Origin of the sequence: Solibacillus sp. FSL K6-1126 (assembly GCF_038003445.1) — a bacterium.
Classification (GTDB): Bacteria; Bacillota; Bacilli; order Bacillales_A; family Planococcaceae; genus Solibacillus; species Solibacillus silvestris.
On record NZ_JBBOPD010000001.1, the window covers coordinates 311071 to 332500 of the forward strand.

Consider the following 21430-nt stretch of genomic DNA (forward strand, 5'->3'; position numbering starts at 1 on the left):
ATGACTTTTATCCGAGAGTGTTATAGGCTTGCTTATCATAACATAATATACATTTTTTAACTATAAAGAGAAAAAGCAACATCCGGTATTCAACCGGATGTTGCCTTTAACCTTACAGATTCGATTGATGAGCAGTGGAAATTTTTTCTTCTCTTCCATTTGTTTTTCTCGTTAAAGAAAAGACTGCGCATGCTAACGCAACAAGTACAAGTGCACCGCCATACCAAGCTGCATGTGAAATCGTGTCTGTTTGAGTGATTACGATTCCGCCAAACGCTGATCCCATCGAAATACCGATCTGTAAAGCCGAATTATTAAAGCTTTGCTGAATATCGGAAGTAGCAGGATCTGTCTGAATCAAGTAGCTTTGCTGTGGTGGTGATAAACTCCAGCTTAGCGCTCCCCAAATCATCATAATCGGTATGAAGATGATAAGAGAGAAGGTCGTGAATGGCAGTATGAATAATACGACTGCAAATGAAATAATAACGAAAATAATACTCTTAGGTGCGCCAATTTTATCCGAAAGCGTTCCGCCAAATGCGCCGCCGCTTACTGCAGCAATCCCGAATAATAAATAGCAGAGACTGATCCAGCTGGAATTCAGACTTAGTTCTGTTTCCAAAAATGGTGTGAAGTACGCGTACATCGTATAGTGTCCAGCTAGCATAAACATCGTTGCAAGATGAGCGCTGCCGATTTTGGAACTGGCAACTGCCTTTAATTGTTGCGAAAGTGGAATGGTCATTTCTCCTGGTACCTTCTCTAAAAAGATTGAAATGAGAATAAATGAGCCTACCGATAAAATTGCAATGCCTAGGAAAATTACACGCCATCCGAAGTAATCGGAAATTAAAATGCCAAGTGGTACCCCTAATACAAGGGAAGAACTAATTCCCATATAAATGAAACCAAGTGCCTTCGCACGATGCGCCGGTGAAACTACTTTTGCAGCCAGGATTAACGAAAGCACGGTAATCAGTGATGTACTCATTGCACTTAAAATACGGGCAACCATCATAAATGTGAATGTCACACTGAAATACATCATGATATTACTGATGAAGAAAATAAACAACGAAATAAGATATAACTTTTTTCGTTCAACTTTGCTCGTTAAAACTAATAACACAGGACCGGCGATTGCATAAATAAGGGCAAATACGGTAATCAGTTGTCCGGCAGTGCTTATTGAAATATTCATATCAGTTGCAATGATTGGGAGAATGCCTCCAACGATCAGTTCCACCAACCCGACAGCAACTGTTGATAATGCGAGTATTAAAACTTTGAAATTCATATTTTGTCTTACTTCCTTTCTTATAAAAAATAAAAAAAATCCTGATTACAAAAAATGAAAAAAATCATTTTCTGTAATCAGGATTTTATGGTTCCTGGTAGAGACCCTCAAGCCATATTCTTGAGGTTATACAGTTACTATTAACTTGGTTAAATGAGCACTTTGATAGTTTACTCGTTTTCGAAAAAAATTTCAAGTATGTGTTTTTTAGTAAAAAAAGCTGTCCTCGTAATAAGAGACAAGGACAGCTTGCTGAATGAAGTGTTTAATTAAAAGCTGAAGTGATCCGGATCCGGCCCGATACGCAAATCTTGGTTAAGGCCATTAATCAGTTCCATATCTTCATTAGTCAGTTCAAAATCAAAAATATCGGCATTTTCTACAATGCGATGTTCCTTCGTTGATTTTGGAATCGTTACAACACCGTTTTGCAGATCCCATCTTAGAATGACTTGAGAAACAGTTTTATTATATTTGGCAGCCAATTCGTTTAGTAGAGGGTTGTCCAATAATTTTGCCTGCATTAACGGAGACCATGCCTCGAACTGAATGTCGTTGTTTTCACAGAAATCTTTTACTTCCGATTGAGCTAAGCGAGGGTGGTATTCCACCTGGTTGATCACCGGTTTGATTTCCGCATCTTTCATCAAGTCTTCTAAATGATGAACCTGGAAGTTACAAACGCCAATCGCTTTTACTTTACCTTCTGTATAAAGTGTCTCCATCGCACGCCATGCATCTTTGTATTTATCTACAACAGCCCAGTGAATCAGGTACAAGTCCAAATATTCAAGACCTAACTTCTTTAAGCTTGTTTCGTACGCCGCAAGCGTTTCTTCATAGCCTAAATCTGTATTCCACACTTTAGAAGTGATGAATAGTTCTTTTCTTGAGATGCCGGTTTCTTTCATTGCTTCACGGATTGCTTCGCCGACGCCCTCTTCATTTTGATAAACGGCAGCTGTATCGATACTGCGGTAACCGTGCTTAATCGCAAACTTCACCGCGTTTAACAGTTCTGGACCTTCCTCTACCAAATATGTACCGAGCCCTAGCCAAGGCATTTGAACACCGTTATTCAAAGTTGTTGTATCTTGTAGATTTTTGAGCATTTTCAAACCTCCATTTAAATAAATAACCGTAATGATAATCTGAATGTGTAACTTCAATAATATACCATGAAATTCAAAGGGTGATATATTAAATAGAAGTAAAACGAAGAGCTGATAAATTCAATTCCCGCAAGCAGAAAAGCATCAATTTTCTGATAAAGAAAATTGATGCTTTTCATTTTGTATAAGGTCCGTGGCGCAATTCTAATTGACAGCCCGTGTATTATTTATATTTTAAACTTGTGCATTACTTGCTGTAAGTGATCGGCCATCTGATTTAAAGCATGAGCAGAGGCACCCATTTCTTCCATAGAAGCATGGATTTCCTCCGTTGTAGCCGCCACTTCTTCAGCCGCAGCAGCAGTCGTTTGTGCATGGGTCACTAATGAAGTTGCTGTAGTGGAAGTTTGTTCGACAGAAGCCGCCATTTCCTGCGAAGTTGCTGTAACATCATCCACTTTAGGGGCGATAGTTTGCAGTGCCTCTAAGATTTGCTGGAATTTCCCGGCTGTCTCGTTTGTCAGCTGTATACCCTGCTGAACATCTGTCTTCGCATGGTTCATCAATACAACGGAATTTGCCGTGTCTTCCTGAATTCCTTTAATTAATAGATTGATTTGCTCTGTTGATTGCTGTGAGTTCTCTGCAAGCAGACGAACTTCCTGTGCGACAACGGCAAAGCCTTTTCCATGCTCCCCCGCACGAGCAGCTTCAATGGCCGCGTTCAGCGCTAATAAATTTGTTTGGTTTGCAATATTATTAATAACATCTACAATACTTCCGATTTCATCAATACGCTTTGATAATGCGCGAATTTTTTCATCTGATTGTGAAACCGAATCATCGATTGAATTCATTTGATTCACTGTGTTTTGAACGACGATATTTCCTTCGTTTACTGTACCGATTGCATTAGTCGATAGAGAAGTGACCTCGTGTGAACGATTTGCAATTTCAATAATATTTTGAGCTAATTGATTCATTGATTGTGCGTTTTGTTCATTACCTTTTAGTTGCTCGTCAGTGCTGATGGCTACTTCTTGTACTGCGTGTGCGGATTGCTCCGTCGCCTCGATTGTTAAATTTGTACTTTCTTTCAATGAGGAGGCGGCTTCTCGAACACCTTCCGCACTATGCAACCCTTGTTGTATTAGAGTACTTAAGTTCTCGCGCATTGTATTAAATACTTTTCCTAAATGTCCAATTTCATCTTGGGAATTTATATTTACTTTTACGGATAAGTCACCTTCACTAATAAGGGTTGCCTTTTTAGATAATTCCTGAAGTGGTCCATTAATTGACCGGATAATCAAATAGACGAAAACTGCTGCGATAATAAAGGCAATAAAGACAACTGTTAAATCATTAAGCAAGTTTTTATTTGCAACTGCCTCTGCTTCGCTATCAAATGTTTTCGCAAGCACGGTCCATCCTGTTTGTTCATTTTTAACGTAGAAAGTTTTGGTTTGATCATCTTTAATAACACCATTGTTTTCATTAATATTATTACTGATTGACTCCCCGGCTGCTGAACCGATTTCAATATCAGGTGCTGCCATAAAATTGTTTTTGCTATCCAAAAGCATGGTGAAGCCTTTCTCGCCAATCACTACTGAATCATTAATCTCAGCTAATTTTTGAATCGCCAAATCAATCCCGATAACGCCTGACTTGTCCGCTAATTGTTGTGCAATCGTTACAACAAGAGTACCGGAACTTGTTGCAATGTAAGGATCGGTAATAATTACTTCTCCCTTTGCTTCAATTGCCTGTATATACCATGGACGTTCCCGTGGATCGTAGCCCGCTTCGTATTGATGTGCGGGGCGACGTAGCATTTGACCATCAGCTGTCCCTACATAGGCTATGTTGATTTCTGGGTGAAGTGCGAGGTATTCATCGAATAGTGAATTAATTTTATTATCATTTTCCAGAGTATCTTGTGAAATATAGGATGAAAAGTATGACATTTGCTGAAGCTTTGGCTGAATTGTTTCAGTAATCTTTGAATTTAATAAATTTAAATTTTGTTCAGCAGTTGACTCATGCTCTTCAAAAATCAGGTTTTCTGTATTGTTATATGAAAAAAAAGATACAGTTAAGGTTGGTATTAAGAGTACTATTGCAAATGCAAAAACAAGTCGAAATTTAATGGACCACTTAGTAAAAAAGTTCAAAATTATAACATTCCTTTTCTGTTTAGGATAATAGTATAGAAATCAATGTATATCGATAATACTTTATTACTATTAGATAAATATTGCAATATATATTTTATTAATAAGATTCCGAATTATAAAACTATGTAGAAGGGTTATAGTTTCAAGCAATTTTCGGTTGATGAAAAATCGAAGGTTGATAACGAACGATATCGAAAATGGATTATTTAAGGGGATATTTGGTGGTGGGTCAACTCTTTATCGGATTTTCCGAAATTATAAGACCAAAAGGGAAATTGCATAGTGCAATTTCCCTTTTGGTCTTAACCGAAACAATTACGTCCCAGCCTCATTAAGTTTTCTATATTAAAATCAAATAAATATTGTTCCAGGTATATTTTTATTATTCGATTCCACGTTTATCTTCTGCCACCATTATTAAAATCTTGCCTGCTTCAAATTGCTCGTTGTAGCGCTCTGCCTCGTCTTCCGGAATTCCCATACCGACTAAAGCACCGACGATTCCACCGACCATTACACCGGTAGCTAATCCGGTTAATCCGGCAGCGATTGGTCCCGCTGCAACAACAGGGCCGATGCCTGGAATTGCAAGTGCACCAAGTCCGACAATAACTCCGCCAAGTCCGCCTAATGCGCCGCCAGCAGCTACACCTGTAATGGCACCTTCCATAGCATTTGCGCCGGTTTCATTGGAAATTGCATCTACATCCGATACGTTTTTACTGATGATTGAAATATCCTGTGCACTGTATCCTTGTTGCTTTAAGTCTTCAACTGCTTCAATAGCTTCTGCTTCTGTATCATAATATCCTACGACATGTTTTACCATTTCCCTCATCCTCTCAAATTCTCTTTTCACATACTAAAATTTACCCTTGAGGAATATTTGTAAACATGAGGAAACAGGGAAGGGGGAAAGCATAACGAAAAAAAGCCATTCTGATAAATCAGGAATGACTTTTTGCTGCTCTATTATAAAAGTGTTGTACCGCGTGAATTTTCATCTACCATAATTAAAATTTTACCTGATTCAAATTGTTCATTGTAACGGTTCGCTTCATCTTCTGGAATCCCCATTCCGATAAGAGCTCCCGTCAAGCCGCCGACACCTGCACCAGCTGCAGCCCCTGTAATTCCGGCAACTATTGGACCAGCTCCCACGATTGGACCGATACCTGGAATTACCAATGCGCCAAGACCTGCAAGTACGCCGCCAATTCCGCCTAAAGCACCTCCCGCAGCTGCGCCTGTGACAGCACCTTCTGCAACGTTTGCACCTGTTTCATCGGTAATTGTATCAACATCTGATCGGCTTTTACTGATAACTGAAATATCTTCAGTACGGTAACCTTGTCGTTTCAGATCCTCGATTGCATCAATTGCCTCTGATTCTGTATCATAATACCCCACAATATGTTTTACCATTTCTATCATCCTCCTCATCTAAATGTTGCACAATGTAAATTTACCCGTGTCATTTGATTGTAAACATGACACGTTGAAACGGATCCAGATGGGGAGGGGAAACATTAAGATAAATATACCTTTGCCATCCAAAAGCCGGCAAAAGCAAAGGAAAGACCGACCGAATATGTGAGTATAGAATAGAGTAAAAATTGCTTCCATTGTTTTGCATGAACAAGTGTAAGACTTTCCAATTTGAAAGTTGAGAATGTAGTAAAGGCACCTAAAAATCCAATACATAGAATCAGGTTTGCAGTTGTATGGAGATGCATATTAACTAAAATTCCCAATGTAAAAGAACCGAGCATATTTACCGCAAAAGTACCGAAATGAACAAATCGGTATGTATGATTGAGCAGCTTAGAAATAACAGCACGCAAAATTGCCCCGAAAAATCCACCAACGGCAACTAACAAGAAATTCATCATACTGGTTCCTTCCTTTCCCAAAGGCTTCTACCGGCTTTCATACCAAGAGCAACAAAAAGGAAACCGAAGATGGCACTAATGAAAATATAGAGAATGGCAAAAAAATAAGAGTGATGCTGCAGCAGCTGGATCACTTCGACACTAAATGTGGAAAAGGTCGTAAACGAGCCGATTAAACCTGTTTTTAATGCAGATAAATAGTTAGGATTTGCTGTTATCTTCTGTTCGAAACCGGAAGAGAGCAACCCTAAAAGAAAGCAGCCTGCTAAATTCACTGCAACCGTCGCAAAAGGGAAGGCAGCTGTCTCGTTTGTTATCAAAAGCAGGGAAATGCTATATCGTAATACGGCTCCAATAGCACCACCGATACCTATTAAAATCATTGGCATATTCAATAACCTCCTTAAATAAAACAGACTCCTACCAGTTCATTAAACTGACAGGAGTCATTCATCTATAGGCGGTTAAGGGCGAATCACGCCTATCATGTTCTATTTACTACATTAGTTTATCAATTAATGGTAAGTCAAGATGCTCTTAATTTACAGTAGGAGCATCTGTTTATATAAGTTCCCTGTGTATGCCGAATCTGTTAATTGGATGGAGACAAATTGTTCCTTCATCGGTATTCTTAAATAATGGAAACGGGGGAATAAACGTGCAACCATTAATTCATGGAATTTTATTGGCATTTGGCTTAATTTTGCCACTGGGTGTTCAAAATGTATTTATATTTAATCAAGGTGCAACACACCGGAAATTTACGAAATCATTGCCTGCAATAGTAACAGCAGGCGTCTGTGATACGATTTTAATTTATTTGGCAGTAGCGGGGGTATCGGTAATTGTTTTTAGTTTTGAATGGTTGAAAATATCGCTTTTTTTAGCAGGGTTCTTTTTCTTGGCATATATGGGATGGGTAATATGGAAGGACAATCCATCAGTAAATGCACACCGAGAAGAAAAAGGTTTTTCAGCGCGACGTCAAATTACGTTTGCTGCATCAGTGTCGCTACTTAACCCCCATGCTATTTTGGATACAATCGGGGTAATAGGAACAAGTTCATTAGCTTATACAGGTTATGAGAAATGGATGTTTACATTGGCCTGTATAGTTGTGTCGTGGATTTGGTTTCTGTCACTTGCCATTGTCGGGAGAAAGATTGGACAAATTGACGGAAACGGGAAATTCTTAAATTCCCTTAATAAGATATCTGCCATAATTATTTGGATAATGGCACTATATATGGGCTATCAGTTTTATTCACTGTTCTAATGAGGTTGTTATAGAAAGGCAGAACTAAAAAAGTCGCTTATGAAAATTAAGACTTTAAAGAGTGGGTATAATTTGAAAATTTACCGGAGAGATTACGAAGTAAAGTGGAGAGGGAAACCGCCCGAAATAATTTATTTGCTAAATAACCATTTGCGGTGATTGTAAAAAATATGTAAAAGAAACAGATGGTCATATTAGCCATACCTACCTGTTAAATAACTCGGAAAACAACAGCATTTTATGTTTTTCGAGCTTTTTTATTACTTGGAAAAGAGTGGGTTTATTGTAGCCCTAAAGAATGACTTGGGGTGAGATAGCAAATAATTGCTTTAAATTATGTTAAAATATCTAATGGAGCTATTTAACTTACGCTCACAACTATCTGCGCGGTAAAAAATCATTTCTTTTTTTGTTTCTGAATTGAGGGATCAATTGCAGATGATTTACCGTAACCGACCTTTCCCTTAAAAAGATCCACCCACCTCTAATAAAAGTTCCTTTGAAACAAAAGAAGTATAAGTACAGAAAGGATTTGATTGAATGAGATCTGAGATTACTGCAGATCAGAAATTAAGAGAACAAGACTTTTCTCGTCAAGAAGCAACTAGTGACTATACGTTTGACCGAGTTCCGCGCGAAGAACGCAAAATGGGCTGGTTAAGTATTACTAATATAACGTTTGGTATAGCAACTGCCATTTTCTATTTCCAAATGGGCAGTGTGATGGCACTACAGTTCGGAGCAGTCAATGCGCTCATCTCTGCTGGCTATGCAATCATTGTTGCAGGTATCCTTGGAAGCATCATTGTTTATTTATCGGCTAAGTCCGGCATGAACGTCAACTTATTATCCCGCGGAGGATTCGGTTATATCGGAGCCTCATTAACCTCATTAATTTACGCATCAAATTTTATTATGTACTGTGCATTTGAAGGTATGATTTTAGTCGCTGCAGTTCATGCATTTTTTCCGGCGATTCCGATCTGGCTTTTAATTGTAATCTTTGGTTCCTTAGTAATTCCGTTAAACTGGTTTGGCATTAAACAATTGGACAAACTTCAAAAATGGTCATTGCCTATTTTTGGAATGTTTCTTATTACAGCCATTGTTATTGCTTTTAATACCCCATCAATTAACTCCGGAAATTTCTGGACCTATATGCCTGAAGGTGTTCAAATAGGCGGTACGGCATTACTGTTATGTATCGGAATGCAACACGGTATAATGGGACTTACAGCTTTAATTGCTTCGGATTACGCACGTTTCCTAAAACCGAAAGACTTGAAAATCGGTTCAATTGCTATCGGATTTATTCCGCAAATCTTCTGTTTTGGTGTAATGGGCGGCCTTGGCATTTGGTTCGGTGTAAAATTTGCCGAAGCAAATCCCGGCGTTTATATCGTGACATTGTTAGGGCTTGGTGGTGTCGTATTTACGGTACTGACACAAGTTCGTATTAATATAACGAATATTTACAGCAGCTCACTTTCCCTCTCAAACTTTTTTGAAAACATGTTTGGCTTTAAACCGGGACGCCGTTTTTGGGTTGTAGTAGGTGGTGTTATTGCCATGATTTTAATGCTTGGAGGTATTGTCGATCATCTTCAAATTGCGATGACTTTCCAAGGTGTAGCACTGATGAGCTGGGCAGCCATTCTCGTAACGGAAGCGCTCGTTCTCAAAAAATGGCTGAAAATCGGTCCGCGTTATTATGAATCCAGACAGGAAAACCTGTTTAAATGGAATCCGGTTGGTGTCATTGCATTGATTGTTCCAACTATAATCGGCACAATTGCAGCACTCGGATATATGGGCACATTCCTGCAAAATACTGCCGCCTTTTTCGCAGCGCTGATGGCAGCAGTTCTGACTGTCATTTTAGGGTTGACGACAAAAGGGCGATACTATATTAGGAAAGAAGCAGAGGATATTCCGAAAGAGGACTGGATTGCTTAAAAAATTTAGAGCCGCACTTACCATTTCGATGGAAGTGCGGCTTTTTGTTGAGGGTAATGAGAAAATTAATGGTGGATTATAATAATCTCCTCTACAAAAAAATACCAAAAAGTACTTGTTATTAGGGAGTTTAATATATACAACCCATTTGAAATTATAGTAAAATAATACTATGTAAGATAGTGGAGAGTTAATTTGAAAGCGGGTCATTTTTATGGGTATTGTTGTAGGAGGTATATTAATCTGCCTCATCGTATTATGTATACGTCTGCACAATGAAAAGGCGAAGTTGCAACGAAAAATAGACTTATTTAAACCAATGATTGAAACGACTGAGGGCATCAGGGATATAGTATATTACTGTGAAGTATACCCGAAACTAAAGTATCTTTATTTAAGTCCGAATTTAGACAGTATTTTAGGGCCAAATTCGCTGGAAAAACATTTGAAAAATCCGGACAAAATTTTCGGAATTGTTCACCCAGATGACCTCGATATTTTAAGGAAGAAGCAATTGGGAACTCTTAACTTTGATAAACCGATAACGGTAAGGTTTCAAAACCATTTAGGACAGTATATATGTTTTGAAGAATATGCCACTCCTGTTTATAAAGACGGGAAAGTTATAGCGGTACAAGGTGTTTTCAGAAATATACATAGTCAACATATTTTACAGGAACAATTGGAATACAAATCGACTCATGATGGATTAACAGGTTTATATAATCGAGAGTATTTCCAATTGAAAAAGAATGAATTTAATGAAATGGTGATCCCTATAACTGTTATTATCGCAGACTTAGATGACTTGAAAGAAATTAATGATCAATATGGCCATCAAATGGGGGACCGGTTAATTATTGCAGCAGCCGATTGTTTAAACAAATATGCCGATAAAGAAATGATTGTTGCGAGAATTGGCGGAGATGAATTCGCAGTTATTATTCCGGATAAGTGTGCTTTAGAAGTTGAACAATATATCGAAAAAGTACACTCGGAAATGAATGGAATTTCTAATAGCTTACCGTTCTCTCCTATTCGAGTTTCAATCGGCTATGAGTATTCACCTTCTTCATATGGCGTAATGAGACAATTATTTAATAAAGCCGATCAGAAAATGTATAAAAACAAAAAAATAAAAAAGATGTTAATCGGAAGCAGATAAGCGTTATATATTCGATAAACATCTAATATTTTTAAACTAACCTTGCAATAGGGTTAGTTTTTATTTTTGGGTAAAGACACATATGTTAAAGCTCATGAATACCGTTATTTCTTTTGTTTTCCCACAAACTCCAGTGAATAAATATGTGTTTGGGATAAAGCAATGACTTCTTCAATAAACTCTTCTTTGGATTCTTTGAAATTGCTGTTAATCCAATTTTGAATAAGTCCGTAAAATCCGTATGCAGTATATCGTTTAAAGTAATCCATATTTACCGGGATATTATTGATTGTTTGAAATATAAACTGCTCCCCGTATATTTTTAATATCGTTTGAGGAAATTTTGTATGTAAGCCTGTTAATGTATCATCGTATTTAATCAGTTCAAAGAAATTTCGGTTATCATAAATGTAAGAAATAATATTAAAAGAGGGTTCGCTTAGTTTTGTCGTATATACTTTTTGACCAGGAGAATACGGTTTTCCTACAGATTCTTCTAATCCCGCAAGCATTGTTTCAAGTAGATCCTCTGCCAATTGTAATTTATCCTGGTAATGTACATAAAATGTACTGCGATTGTAAGAAGCATGATCGACAATATCCTTTACGGAAATCGCATGGTAGCCTTTCTTTTTGATAAGGTCAATTAACGCCAACTTTAAATGTTCTTTTGTTCGGTTTTTTCTTTTGGATGTATCATTTTCCACTACATTCCCTCCATGTAAAAAGACAAAATAATAGTAAGTGTCTACTTATTATACATTTTACAATATTCTAATGATTGATGTATTTATTGGAATTGTTAAAATTGAAGTGTAAAGAAAATGCGCATATTTCTGCTATTTCTGTTCAATTTAACTTAAATATGTATGTTTTCGATGACTCATTATATAGGAGGAATAAAAGATGGGAAAATTACAAGGTAAAGTAGCAGTCATCACTGGTGGTGCGTCAGGTATTGGTGCAGCTACAGCAAAATTATTTGTCTCTGAAGGTGCTAAAGTCGTATTAGTTGATTTAAATGAAGAAAAAGGTAAAGCTTTCGAAGCAGAATTGAAAGCACTTAACGCGGACGCAGTATTTGTTAAAGCAAATATTACAAGTGAAGAAGAAGTAGCAAATATATTCAAACAAACAATTGAAGCATTTGGAAAAGTGGATGTCGTATTTAACAATGCCGGCATCGGCCGTGTTTTCCCTTCACATGAATTGGAATATGCTGAATGGCGCAACACAGTTAATGTAGACTTGGATGGTGTATTCTTGGTAGCACGTGAAGCTATCCGTGAAATGCTGAAATCTGGCGGAGGGTCAATCATCAATACCGCTTCTATGTACGGCTGGGTTGGTTCACCAGGATCGGCAGCATACAATGCAGCAAAAGGTGGGGTTATTAACTTAACACGCTCACTTGCACTTGAATATGCAGAGCAAAATATTCGTGTGAACTCACTATGCCCAGGCTTCATTGACACACCGATTATTCCGGAAGAAAGCAAACAGGCATTAGCTTCAATGACACCAATGAAACGTCTTGGACAAGCAGAAGAAATGGCAAAAGCTGTATTATTTATGGCAAGTGACGATTCTTCATTCATGACTGGCAACAGCTTAACAGTTGATGGTGGATATACAGCCCAATAATTTTTGATTCAAAGCGCACTTTCAATTTGGAAGTGCGTTTTTTGTGTGGGCTGTTTTTATTAGAAAAGTTAAGCGGGATATTAGAAAAAGTGTTGTCGATATTAGCAAATGCTAAAGGAATATTAGAACAAAGCGAACACTTTTTAGAACATTGGAATGATTTTTTAGAACATCACAGTTTTATTAGAACAAATAAAAATATATTAGAACATTTTCATTTATATTAGAAAATCTCGCCTACTTCAATTCGTGCTAACCGTAAATAAATATTTCTGTTAGAATAAATTTACAGTAAATTCTAACAATTTAGGGGGCAGAGTATGGAGGAGATTCAAGAGAAGAACTTAAATAGCGATACAATCACGAAATTGGAACAGGTAGTGGAGACAATTTTAGGGAAGGACAAGGCAACTTTTACGCTGCGGGACAAAACTTCTGGAGAGATTCTGTATACATATCGAGGGGAGCATTTAATGCGTCCTGCATCCAACATGAAAATTCTTACAGGGGCAGCTGCAATTTCGGAGCTTGGACTGGACTACCGATTTAAAACAGAAATTTTTATCGACGGAAATGTTGAGGACCACACGTTAAACGGGGATATTTACGTGAAGGGTTACGGTGATCCGACAATAAATGAAGCGACACTTAAGCATTTTGTAAAAGTTTTGCGGGAATACGGCATCCGACATGTGAAAGGTAAGTTAATCGGGGATGATACATATTTTTCGGGTGAAACATTGCCTCCTGGTGTTGATGATGAAGGGGAGACGCATTATTACGGTGCACGTATTTCGCCTATTACGATGTCACCGAATGATGATTTTGATGCGAGCACAATTATCGTCGAGGCAGCTTCGGGGAATATCGGGGAAAAGCCGATGTTTAATGTCATCCCGCATTTAAGTGGTCTGCTAATTTCTAATGAAGGGAAAACAGTAGATAAAAATGCTGAAAATACATTAGAAATCCGCCGAATTAATAATACAAATCATATCGTGATTACCGGTGAACTACCAGAAGGAGAAACGGCGAAAGTATGGGTGTCCCACCAGGATCCTACAAAAAACACATTGCTGTTTTTCAAAGAACTATGCAAAGATGCAGGCATCCGCTTTGAACAGGAAGATACCATTGCAAGCGGCACGACGCCAAAGCATGCCAAGCTAATCCACACGCACGAGTCTCGTCCAATTGCAGAGATGTTTTCTATATTTATGAAACTAAGCAATAACAGCATCGCCGATATTTTCCTGAAAACGATGGGGAAACAAAAGCATGGAATAGGCGATTACGTGCATGGCCTAAAAGTAGTGCGAGCTTATTTGGAAAAGCTGCGTATCGATTTTGCGACATGGCAATTCGCTGATGGTTCTGGCCTGTCTCATCATAACCGTCTGCACTCAAATGGTATATCCGAGCTATTGTGTAAGCTGCAAAAAGAACCGTATTTCGAGAACTTTTTCGAATCCTTGCCTGTCGGAGGAAATACAAACAGACTGGTTGGCGGGACGTTAAAAGACCGCTTTTTAGAGCCGGAACTGCAACAGCAAATTTTCGCCAAAACAGGCTATATCCATGAAGTGAATACATTGTCAGGCTATGTAACGGGAAAAAGCGGGAGAGATTATATTTTCTCGATTATGCTTGAAGGCAGGGAAGAGGGAATTCCGTTTTTGGATGAAGGGTTGAAGGCAATTATTCAGGTAGTATAACCATTGAGCGCAAAGAAACAGTCTCAATTATTAGCTGCTGACTAATAGTTGGAGACTGTTTATAAAGAATTAAATATACTGATAAAATAATCCGTCACGTGTATCGAACCAAATTAGTTTCCCGTGTTTTTTACGCGGGACTGTTGCCTGCAAAGCCCATTCAGGGAACTGCTTGTACAATTGAATCTGATCCCCTGTTGCCAGTGCGATAAATGATACGTAATGGTCTTTCGTCATTGGGTGGTCTGCAGAAATGGACCATTGCATATCGATTTCTTCTACATTTAGTTTTTGTTCGTCCGTAGCTTTTACAGCAGTTAACGGCTCTAATTTCCGTCCGCAGCACGAAACGGTAAAATTTCCTGTTGCTAAACCGATATTCGAACAGCTTGAACATACATAATAGCTTGAATTTTTCATATTGCCTCCTACGAAATCGTTTTGATTTATTTCACCTGTCAGTAAATTTTCTATTGGAATATCGAAGAGGGCAGCGAGCTGAGGGAGAAGTGTAATGTCAGGACATCCGATCCCTCTTTCCCATTTTGAAATGGTGCGGTCTGATAAAAACAGTGCATCTGCTACTTGTTTTTGTGTCATCTCTTTTCCCTTACGCAATGTATAAATTAATTGGCCAATTTTTTCATTATCCATTCGTTTCCCTCCTACTGTATTTAGCATAAAAGGATTGAAGCTGATTCGCAACAAACGGAGCGTAGAGTTGGGATGTGAACGACCAACAGCTGAATTCTTAGTACCGAATATAAAATAAATAATAAAGAAACCTTATTTACGTAGTGATTATTAAAAATCTCTTATTCATGATGGAGTGCCAAATAGCTTTTACAGCAGAAAATTAATTGGAAATAAGCCAGCTAAAGGGCAATACAAATTTATTACTATACTAAGCAAGTAATTTTGAAACTTCCTTGACCTCAATCCGTAGAAATTATTAGGAGGTGTAAGATGAAGAACAGAATTGAAGCATTGGATGCATTGAGAGGATTTTCTTTACTGGGTATCTTGATTGCGAATATGCTGTATTTCCAATATGGAGATATAACGATAAATACAATTGAGCCTACAACATGGTGGGATAATGTGGCATTTTATTTCACAAAAATATTTATAGAGGCATCGTTTTATCCGATTTTTGGATTTTTATTTGGATACGGAATTATTTTATTTGTACGTGCGTTGGAAAATCGAGACTTGAAGACGCCCGGTCCTTTATGGCGCAGGGTGATAGGGTTAATAATTTTAGGAAGCTTACATATTACATTTGTATGGGACGGCGATATTTTATTGACATATGGTGCAGGTCTTATCATTATCATATCGTTCATTAAGCGCAAGGTGAAAACTTTGCTTATTTGGGCGTCTGTATTAGCAGTGCTGATGATCCCGCTTTTAATATTGAAAACGGATGTGTTGTTGCTTGCTGGATTAGAAGAATCAACGGCCGTTTTAGCGAATGGAACCTATTGGGAAGTTGTGCAACAACGGATCGGTTTAACAGAAGAGGTTCCATTAATCTTCTTCTTAATCGGATTACCAATTGCACTTGTTTTTATTGTGTTGTTGGCCTTTTTCACAATTGGTCCTTTTGTGTTGTTGGGGATGGCAGCAGCGAAGAAGGATTTCTTTACACATATTAGGCTAAGAACAAAGCTTTTAAAACGTTTAGCGTTGCTTGTTCCACTAGGCTTAGTGTGTAAGTCATTCTTATATTGGGATCATTTTGCAGGAAAATTGATTTATGGTACGGGAACATATTTACTGGCGATTGGCTATATTGCTTTATTTACGCTAATTTATTTAGCGAAGGATGAAACGAAGCTTGCACAAGCATTTGTCAGTATGGGACGTTTATCACTAACCAATTATTTAATGCAATCTATTATATTTACATCAATTTTCTACGGATATGGATTTGGCCTATTTGGAAAGCTAGGTGTAGCGGTTGGATTACTGTTGGCAATCGTAGTGTACATCGTGCAGCTTTATATTTCAGGAATTTATACAAAACGCTTTTCAATTGGACCGGTCGAATGGTTACTGCGTAAATTTGTTTATTTGAGGCAGGGTCGTAGTTAATAGAAGCAGGAGCACGCCAGGTCAACAAGAAGAACTTTTTTTCTTTTAGCCCGCAACCTCTTTAAAAAGTACAAAAACATCCACTTTTCTCCCCACAGAGGAAAAATGGATGTTTTTCAATTTGCCCTGGCGACTTTTTCAACTCACTAATCACTGCTTTTCCAATACCTTTCGTTCAATCAGTTCAACGCCTTTATACATAATCGTTGCCAATACAATAATGATGAGAAGCGCCAAGAATACTAACGTAAAGTTAAATACTTGGAACCCGGAAATAATTAGATAACCGAGGCCGCTTGATGATACTAAAAATTCCCCGACAATAACCCCAACCCATGATAAGCCGACGTTTACCTTTAAAGTAGAAATAATCGTCGGGGTAGAGGCAGGAAGAATAACATGCCGGAATGTTTCATATTTGGATGCCCTGAAAAGCTGCATGACTTTAATATAGTTTTCGTTTACTTGCTGAAATGCGGAAAAAATAACGATGGTCGAAATAATAACCGAAATGAGCACACCCATTACGAGAACTGCGAGCATATTCGGTCCGAAAACCACGAGAATCATCGGTCCAATTGCGACTTTAGGCATTGCATTCAATACGACAAGATAGGGGTCCATCACATTGGCAAATGTTTTGGAGGACCATAGCGAGATTGCAAGCAATGTTCCAAAAAGGGTTCCTAATATAAAGCCGACAACGGTTTCAAACATCGTAATCGCAATATGAGGGAATAAACTGCCATCCGTTATTTTTGTAATAAACAGGCTTCCCACTGCGCGTGGGCTGCTGAAAATCAGCGGGTCCAATATACGGAAATGGGTCGTAATTTCCCAAAATAGAAGAAGACCGACAAGGAGCATTAGTTGGAAAGAGAAAATTTTTCGTTTTTCACGTCGCCGCTTTTCGTTATATTGCTGCTGCAACTGTTCAATATTCATCCGAATCAAGCTCCTTCCATATTTCCTGGAATAGTACTTGGAAAGCAGGGGCATTTCTTGCTTCGAATGGTGTCAGTTCGCGAATTTCCTGTGGGATGATGAAGCTTTTCACAATCGATCCCGGACGAGGGCTAAAGATAAATACCTTATCACTCATCGCAATGGCTTCGCTAATATCATGCGTCACCAAAATGGTCGTCGTTGAAAACTGCTTCAATGTATTCGATACAAAGTTTTCAAGGGACAGTTTGGAACGAAAATCGAGCGCAGAAAACGGTTCATCAAGTAAAAGTAATGTTGGTTTTACGGCAAGTGTTCGGGCAAGGGCGATACGTTGGCGCATACCCCCGGAAAGCTGCGTTGGGTAAAGTTTTTTCGTATGGGCCAATTCAAATTGTTCGAGCAGTTCGTCAATGATTTCACGGTTTTTCCTTTTTTGCAGTGTCAAACCGAGTGCGACATTATCCTCAATTGTTTTCCATGGGAACAAGAAATCCTGTTGAAGCATATAGCCGATTTCAACATCGGGCTCAGCAAAATTAATCGAACCGGTCGTCGGTTTCAATAAGCCTGCCAGCAAAGAAAGTAATGTGGATTTCCCGCAGCCACTCGGGCCTAAAAAGGAAACGAATTCTCCTGAAGCAACTGTGAAATTCACATCTTCAAGAGCTGTTGCCACTTGCTGTTCTTTAAAGAAATGATGGGTAACCTGTTTTACTTCCAAATAAGTCATTTACTTCACAACCGCATCGGCAAATGACCGGTTTACTAAATCTTTGTAAGCTGGCTCAAACTCCAGTACGCCTGCTTCGGTCATTACATCAAGTAGATTTTGGAATTCGTCTTCATCGATAATCGGATCTTTTGCATAAGATTCCTGATCACGGTAACGCGTCACAACCTGCTCAATAATTTTTTGGTCTGTATCTTCAAAGTAAGGGGCAATCGCTTTTGCCACATCAGTGCTTGATGCTTCGTACACCCATTTTTGTGCTTTATAAAGAGCTTTCGTAAAGCTATCCATCATTTCTTTTTCCGAGAATGTACTTTCTTTCGCCATAAATACCGTATATGGAATGGCGCCAAGCTCTTCGCCGAATGAAGCGACGATTTTTCCGATGCCTTGCTGTTCAAAAATGCTTGCAGTCGGTTCGAAAAGTTGTACATAGTCACCTGTACCTGAAGCAAAGGCGTTCGCAATATTGGCAAAATCAATATTTTGAATCAATGTTAAATCATTTTGTGGATCGATCCCTTGTTTTTTCAATACAAATTCGCCGGCCATTTGCGGCATACCTCCAACACGCTGACCTAAAAATGTGCTGTCTTTTAAAGCATCCCAGCTAAAGTCGACATTCTGGTCACGTGCGACTAAAAATGTTCCATCTGTTTGCGTAAGTTGTGCAAAGTTAATTACTTTATCGTTCGGATTTTGCCCAGATACATAAACCGATGTTTCAGCTCCAATTAACGCAATATCAATCCCGTCCGATAAAAGCGCGGTCATCGTTTTATCTCCACCAGGTATAGTGGATAGTTGGATCGATAAACCTTCATCCTCAAAAAATCCTTCTTCAATCGCTGCATAAAGAGGTGCGTAGAAAATGGAACGGGTTACTTCACCAACTTTTACTTCCTGCAAATCCTTCTGACCACAGCCGACCAACAACAATAAAAGCCCAACGAAAAGGGCAATTCTAAGCCATTTCATTTGGTCATCCTTTTCTTTAATAGTGTTGTAGTATCGTATGCAGTAAAGGGGTGAGAGGTGTTACTTCCACATTTCCATTTCACCATAGAAGTCGGTCATGGTACGATAAAGATAACTATTTAGTAAGGTGGAGAATGTTATGGATATAAATCATCTGAAAGGACAGCTTGCAAAACCGCAGCCTTTGTTTTTAGGGGAAGAGACTGCATTCCGATCGGCCGTGCTTATCCCGCTTGTGAAAAAACAGGGCGCGTGGCATATTTTGTTTGAGGTGCGTGCTTTTACGATGCGCAAACAACCTGGCGATATTAGCTTTCCGGGCGGGAAAATCGACGAGACAGATGAATCGCCGCTCGCTGCAGCGCTTCGAGAAACGCATGAAGAGCTCGGAATTGATCAACAGTCAATTGAACTAATAGGCAATCTCAGTCCTTTCGTTATATCACCAGCTTTTGTTGTCTATCCATTCATCGGAATTATCGAGCAGTCGGAACTGGATACATTTAATAAGGATGAAGTAGAAGAGCTGTTTACGGTCCCTTTAGACTGGCTGTTGACACATGAACCGTATGTGCATTATGTTCCGGTAGAACCGAAGCCTCCGATTGATTTCCCGTACGATAAAATTGCGAATGGCGAAAATTACGAGTGGCGCTCAAGCCGGATGGAAGAATGGTTTTATGAATATGGAAACTACACAATATGGGGTTTAACTGCACGTTTATTAAAGCATTTTATAGAAAAATTAAAATAAAAAATTTGTCGTCTTCCTACTACCGGGGAGACGTCTTTTCCTTTGTTTTACTTAGATTATTAATAGTTTTGAGGAGGAGGGAAAATATGCAAATCCTATGGTAAAATCAATGTATTGTCCTAAAGTTGACGCGTAGATGAAGAAGAACCATAGATAGCTGGAGTGGAGCAATATAAAGATCAGGGACTCATTATAAGGGAAGAATCAGGAGGCATTTATGAAAGGGAAAAAGATGTTGTATATAGGAGTTGTTGTAGCGATTGTAATTGCTGCAGCTTTAGATATTGCATTTAAAGGTTTAGGTTATCAACTGTTGCAAAAAATATTTTCATAATTCTGTGATTACTCGCTGCATTTTTAATGTAGCGAGTGTTTTTATATAAAAAAAGCAAACCTTTGTAAGAAAAGGCTTGCTAAAAAACTACAGATTATAAAGTTGCGAGTATTTATTTTCTAAATAATCTGCCAAATATTTTGCTGAAAGTGCTTCTCCGGTACCCTCTGAAATTAACTCGTTAGGCTTTTTCAATGCACCATATTGATGTACTTTATCAGTCAGCCAATCTTTAATAGGTGCCAATTCGCCGCGTTCGCATAACTCATCGAAGTTCGGAATGTCTTGATCCATTGCATGCTTCCATTGCGCCGCATACATGAATCCTAGCGCATAGCTTGGGAAATAGCCAAAGCTTCCATCACTCCAATGCATATCCTGCAGTACACCCTCCGCATCATTTTGTGGACGAATTCCTAAATATTCTTCGTATTTTTCATTCCAAACGCGCGGTAAATCTTCCGCCTGCAAATCGCCATTGAAAATCTCACACTCAATTTCATAGCGGATCATTATATGAAGCGGATACGTAAGTTCGTCTGCCTCTATACGTATTAACGAAGGCTCCGAGAAATTAATCGCCTTTAAAAATGCATCGACCGGGACATTCCCGAATTGTTCAGGGGAATGCTTTTGTAAAATGGCGTAATGATGTTTCCAAAAGCTTTCATTCCGACCGATAATGTTTTCATAAAATAATGATTGGGATTCATGGATTCCCATCGAGGCACCTGTAGATAATGGTAAGCCGTTTAATGAGGCATCGATATTTTGCTCATATAAAGCATGCCCGCATTCGTGAATCGTACCAAAAACAGCCGATCGGAAATCTTTTTCATCATACTTTGTTGTAATCCGGATATCTCCGCTGTTTAAACCGATCATGAACGGATGGACCGTTTCATCCAAGCGTCCTGCTTCAAAGTCATACCCAAGCTGTTTCAATAATTCTAATGAAGCGGCATGTTGTCCACTGTTCGGGAAGTGTTTAAATAATAGAGAAGTGTCCGGTTTGTTTTTTGAATCACCAATTGCCTTAACTAAAGGAACGATTGTTGCCTTCAGCTCACCGAATAACTCGTCAAGCATGTCTGTCGTCATATTCGGTTCGTATTTATCTAATAATGTATTATAGGCCGAACCATTTTTAATTCCCCAATACTGTACAAACCGCTTTTGATAATCGATTACTTCTTTTAAGTACGGTAAGAAAATCTGGAAATCCGATTTTCCTTTTGCATCTTCCCAAGCAGCTTCTGATTTTGCTTTTAAAATGGTGTAAGCTTTAAATTCCTCAGCCGGTATTTTCTTGGACTCGTCATATTCTTTCTTAACTTCTTCATAAAGAC

Annotated in this window: 20 protein-coding genes and 1 riboswitch (1 of these 21 cut by a window edge); of the genes, 7 read left to right on the forward strand and 13 right to left on the reverse strand. The window is 38.6% G+C overall.

What is annotated here, in order from left to right; genetic code table 11:
- Nucleotides 1-112 precede the first annotated feature (112 nt).
- The 7 genes from MHH44_RS01515 to crcB all read right to left on the reverse strand — a co-directional run bounded on the left by MHH44_RS01515 (nt 113) and on the right by crcB (nt 6873).
- Complete coding sequence (locus MHH44_RS01515) at nt 113-1300, reverse strand: MFS transporter (RefSeq protein ID WP_340797594.1); 1188 nt, start codon at nt 1298-1300, stop codon at nt 113-115.
- Nucleotides 1301-1354: 54 nt separating this feature from the next.
- A riboswitch (purine riboswitch) is annotated at nt 1355-1454 on the reverse strand.
- A 115-nt stretch (nt 1455-1569) separates the two neighbouring features.
- The gene (locus MHH44_RS01520) at nt 1570-2412 is read right to left on the reverse strand and encodes an aldo/keto reductase (protein ID WP_340797595.1); all 843 of its coding nucleotides are present in this window, start codon (nt 2410-2412) and stop codon (nt 1570-1572) included.
- 227 nt (nt 2413-2639) lie between these two features.
- On the reverse strand, nt 2640-4589 hold the full coding sequence (locus tag MHH44_RS01525) for a methyl-accepting chemotaxis protein (RefSeq protein WP_008407508.1): 1950 nt from the start codon (nt 4587-4589) through the stop codon (nt 2640-2642).
- A gap of 385 nt (nt 4590-4974) precedes the next feature.
- Nucleotides 4975-5421 carry a general stress protein gene (locus MHH44_RS01530; protein WP_008407510.1) on the reverse strand — a complete coding sequence of 149 codons (447 nt, stop codon included), beginning with the start codon at nt 5419-5421 and terminating at the stop codon, nt 4975-4977.
- Between the two features lie 143 nt (nt 5422-5564).
- A complete protein-coding gene (locus MHH44_RS01535; protein WP_008407513.1) occupies nt 5565-6017 on the reverse strand; it encodes a general stress protein in 453 nt (150 codons plus the stop codon).
- Between the two features lie 104 nt (nt 6018-6121).
- The gene (locus MHH44_RS01540) at nt 6122-6484 is read right to left on the reverse strand and encodes a fluoride efflux transporter FluC (RefSeq protein WP_340797596.1); all 363 of its coding nucleotides are present in this window, start codon (nt 6482-6484) and stop codon (nt 6122-6124) included.
- A complete protein-coding gene (crcB, locus tag MHH44_RS01545; RefSeq protein ID WP_008407516.1) occupies nt 6481-6873 on the reverse strand; it encodes a fluoride efflux transporter CrcB in 393 nt (130 codons plus the stop codon). Before crcB ends, MHH44_RS01540 begins: the two co-directional genes overlap by 4 nt.
- Nucleotides 6874-7142: 269 nt before the next feature.
- Between crcB and MHH44_RS01550 the strand changes: the two genes are divergently transcribed.
- The 3 genes from MHH44_RS01550 to MHH44_RS01560 all read left to right on the forward strand — a co-directional run bounded on the left by MHH44_RS01550 (nt 7143) and on the right by MHH44_RS01560 (nt 10881).
- The gene (locus MHH44_RS01550) at nt 7143-7760 is read left to right on the forward strand and encodes a LysE/ArgO family amino acid transporter (protein WP_340797597.1); all 618 of its coding nucleotides are present in this window, start codon (nt 7143-7145) and stop codon (nt 7758-7760) included.
- A 540-nt stretch (nt 7761-8300) separates the two neighbouring features.
- Nucleotides 8301-9716 carry a purine-cytosine permease family protein gene (locus MHH44_RS01555; protein ID WP_340797598.1) on the forward strand — a complete coding sequence of 472 codons (1416 nt, stop codon included), beginning with the start codon at nt 8301-8303 and terminating at the stop codon, nt 9714-9716.
- A gap of 214 nt (nt 9717-9930) precedes the next feature.
- Nucleotides 9931-10881, forward strand: coding sequence for a sensor domain-containing diguanylate cyclase (locus MHH44_RS01560; RefSeq protein ID WP_340797599.1), 951 nt, complete (start codon nt 9931-9933; stop codon nt 10879-10881).
- A gap of 104 nt (nt 10882-10985) precedes the next feature.
- On the opposite strand, the gene MHH44_RS01565 is transcribed toward MHH44_RS01560, so the two are convergent.
- Nucleotides 10986-11588: a TetR/AcrR family transcriptional regulator gene (locus MHH44_RS01565; RefSeq protein ID WP_340797600.1), complete on the reverse strand. Its 603-nt coding sequence runs from the start codon at nt 11586-11588 to the stop codon at nt 10986-10988.
- A 199-nt stretch (nt 11589-11787) separates the two neighbouring features.
- Here MHH44_RS01565 and MHH44_RS01570 point away from each other — a divergent pair, with 199 nt between their 5' ends.
- Both MHH44_RS01570 and dacB read left to right on the forward strand, forming a co-directional pair.
- Nucleotides 11788-12525 carry an SDR family NAD(P)-dependent oxidoreductase gene (locus tag MHH44_RS01570; RefSeq protein WP_014825004.1) on the forward strand — a complete coding sequence of 246 codons (738 nt, stop codon included), beginning with the start codon at nt 11788-11790 and terminating at the stop codon, nt 12523-12525.
- A 320-nt stretch (nt 12526-12845) separates the two neighbouring features.
- The gene (dacB, locus tag MHH44_RS01575) at nt 12846-14240 is read left to right on the forward strand and encodes a D-alanyl-D-alanine carboxypeptidase/D-alanyl-D-alanine endopeptidase (protein ID WP_340797601.1); all 1395 of its coding nucleotides are present in this window, start codon (nt 12846-12848) and stop codon (nt 14238-14240) included.
- A 69-nt stretch (nt 14241-14309) separates the two neighbouring features.
- On the opposite strand, the gene MHH44_RS01580 is transcribed toward dacB, so the two are convergent.
- Entirely contained in the window at nt 14310-14894 is a 585-nt protein-coding gene (locus tag MHH44_RS01580) for a helix-turn-helix domain-containing protein (RefSeq protein WP_340797602.1), read from the reverse strand.
- A gap of 312 nt (nt 14895-15206) precedes the next feature.
- On the opposite strand from MHH44_RS01580, the gene MHH44_RS01585 reads away from it, so the two are divergent.
- Complete coding sequence (locus MHH44_RS01585) at nt 15207-16337, forward strand: DUF418 domain-containing protein (protein WP_340797603.1); 1131 nt, start codon at nt 15207-15209, stop codon at nt 16335-16337.
- A gap of 150 nt (nt 16338-16487) precedes the next feature.
- On the opposite strand, the gene MHH44_RS01590 is transcribed toward MHH44_RS01585, so the two are convergent.
- The 3 genes from MHH44_RS01590 to MHH44_RS01600 are packed head-to-tail and all read right to left on the reverse strand — an operon-like array spanning nt 16488 to nt 18993.
- On the reverse strand, nt 16488-17282 hold the full coding sequence (locus MHH44_RS01590) for an ABC transporter permease (RefSeq protein WP_008407537.1): 795 nt from the start codon (nt 17280-17282) through the stop codon (nt 16488-16490).
- Entirely contained in the window at nt 17272-18015 is a 744-nt protein-coding gene (locus MHH44_RS01595; protein WP_008407538.1) for an ABC transporter ATP-binding protein, read from the reverse strand. Before MHH44_RS01595 ends, MHH44_RS01590 begins: the two co-directional genes overlap by 11 nt.
- Nucleotides 18016-18993, reverse strand: coding sequence for an ABC transporter substrate-binding protein (locus tag MHH44_RS01600; protein ID WP_340797604.1), 978 nt, complete (start codon nt 18991-18993; stop codon nt 18016-18018).
- 139 nt (nt 18994-19132) lie between these two features.
- On the opposite strand from MHH44_RS01600, the gene MHH44_RS01605 reads away from it, so the two are divergent.
- Entirely contained in the window at nt 19133-19747 is a 615-nt protein-coding gene (locus MHH44_RS01605) for an NUDIX hydrolase (RefSeq protein WP_340797605.1), read from the forward strand.
- A 421-nt stretch (nt 19748-20168) separates the two neighbouring features.
- On the opposite strand, the gene MHH44_RS01610 is transcribed toward MHH44_RS01605, so the two are convergent.
- Nucleotides 20169-21430, reverse strand: partial view of a carboxypeptidase M32 gene (locus MHH44_RS01610; protein ID WP_340797606.1) — the 3' portion only. The gene runs 226 nt beyond the window's last position; 1262 of the gene's 1488 nt are visible here — the last part of the coding sequence; its start codon lies off the right edge, out of view; its stop codon occupies nt 20169-20171.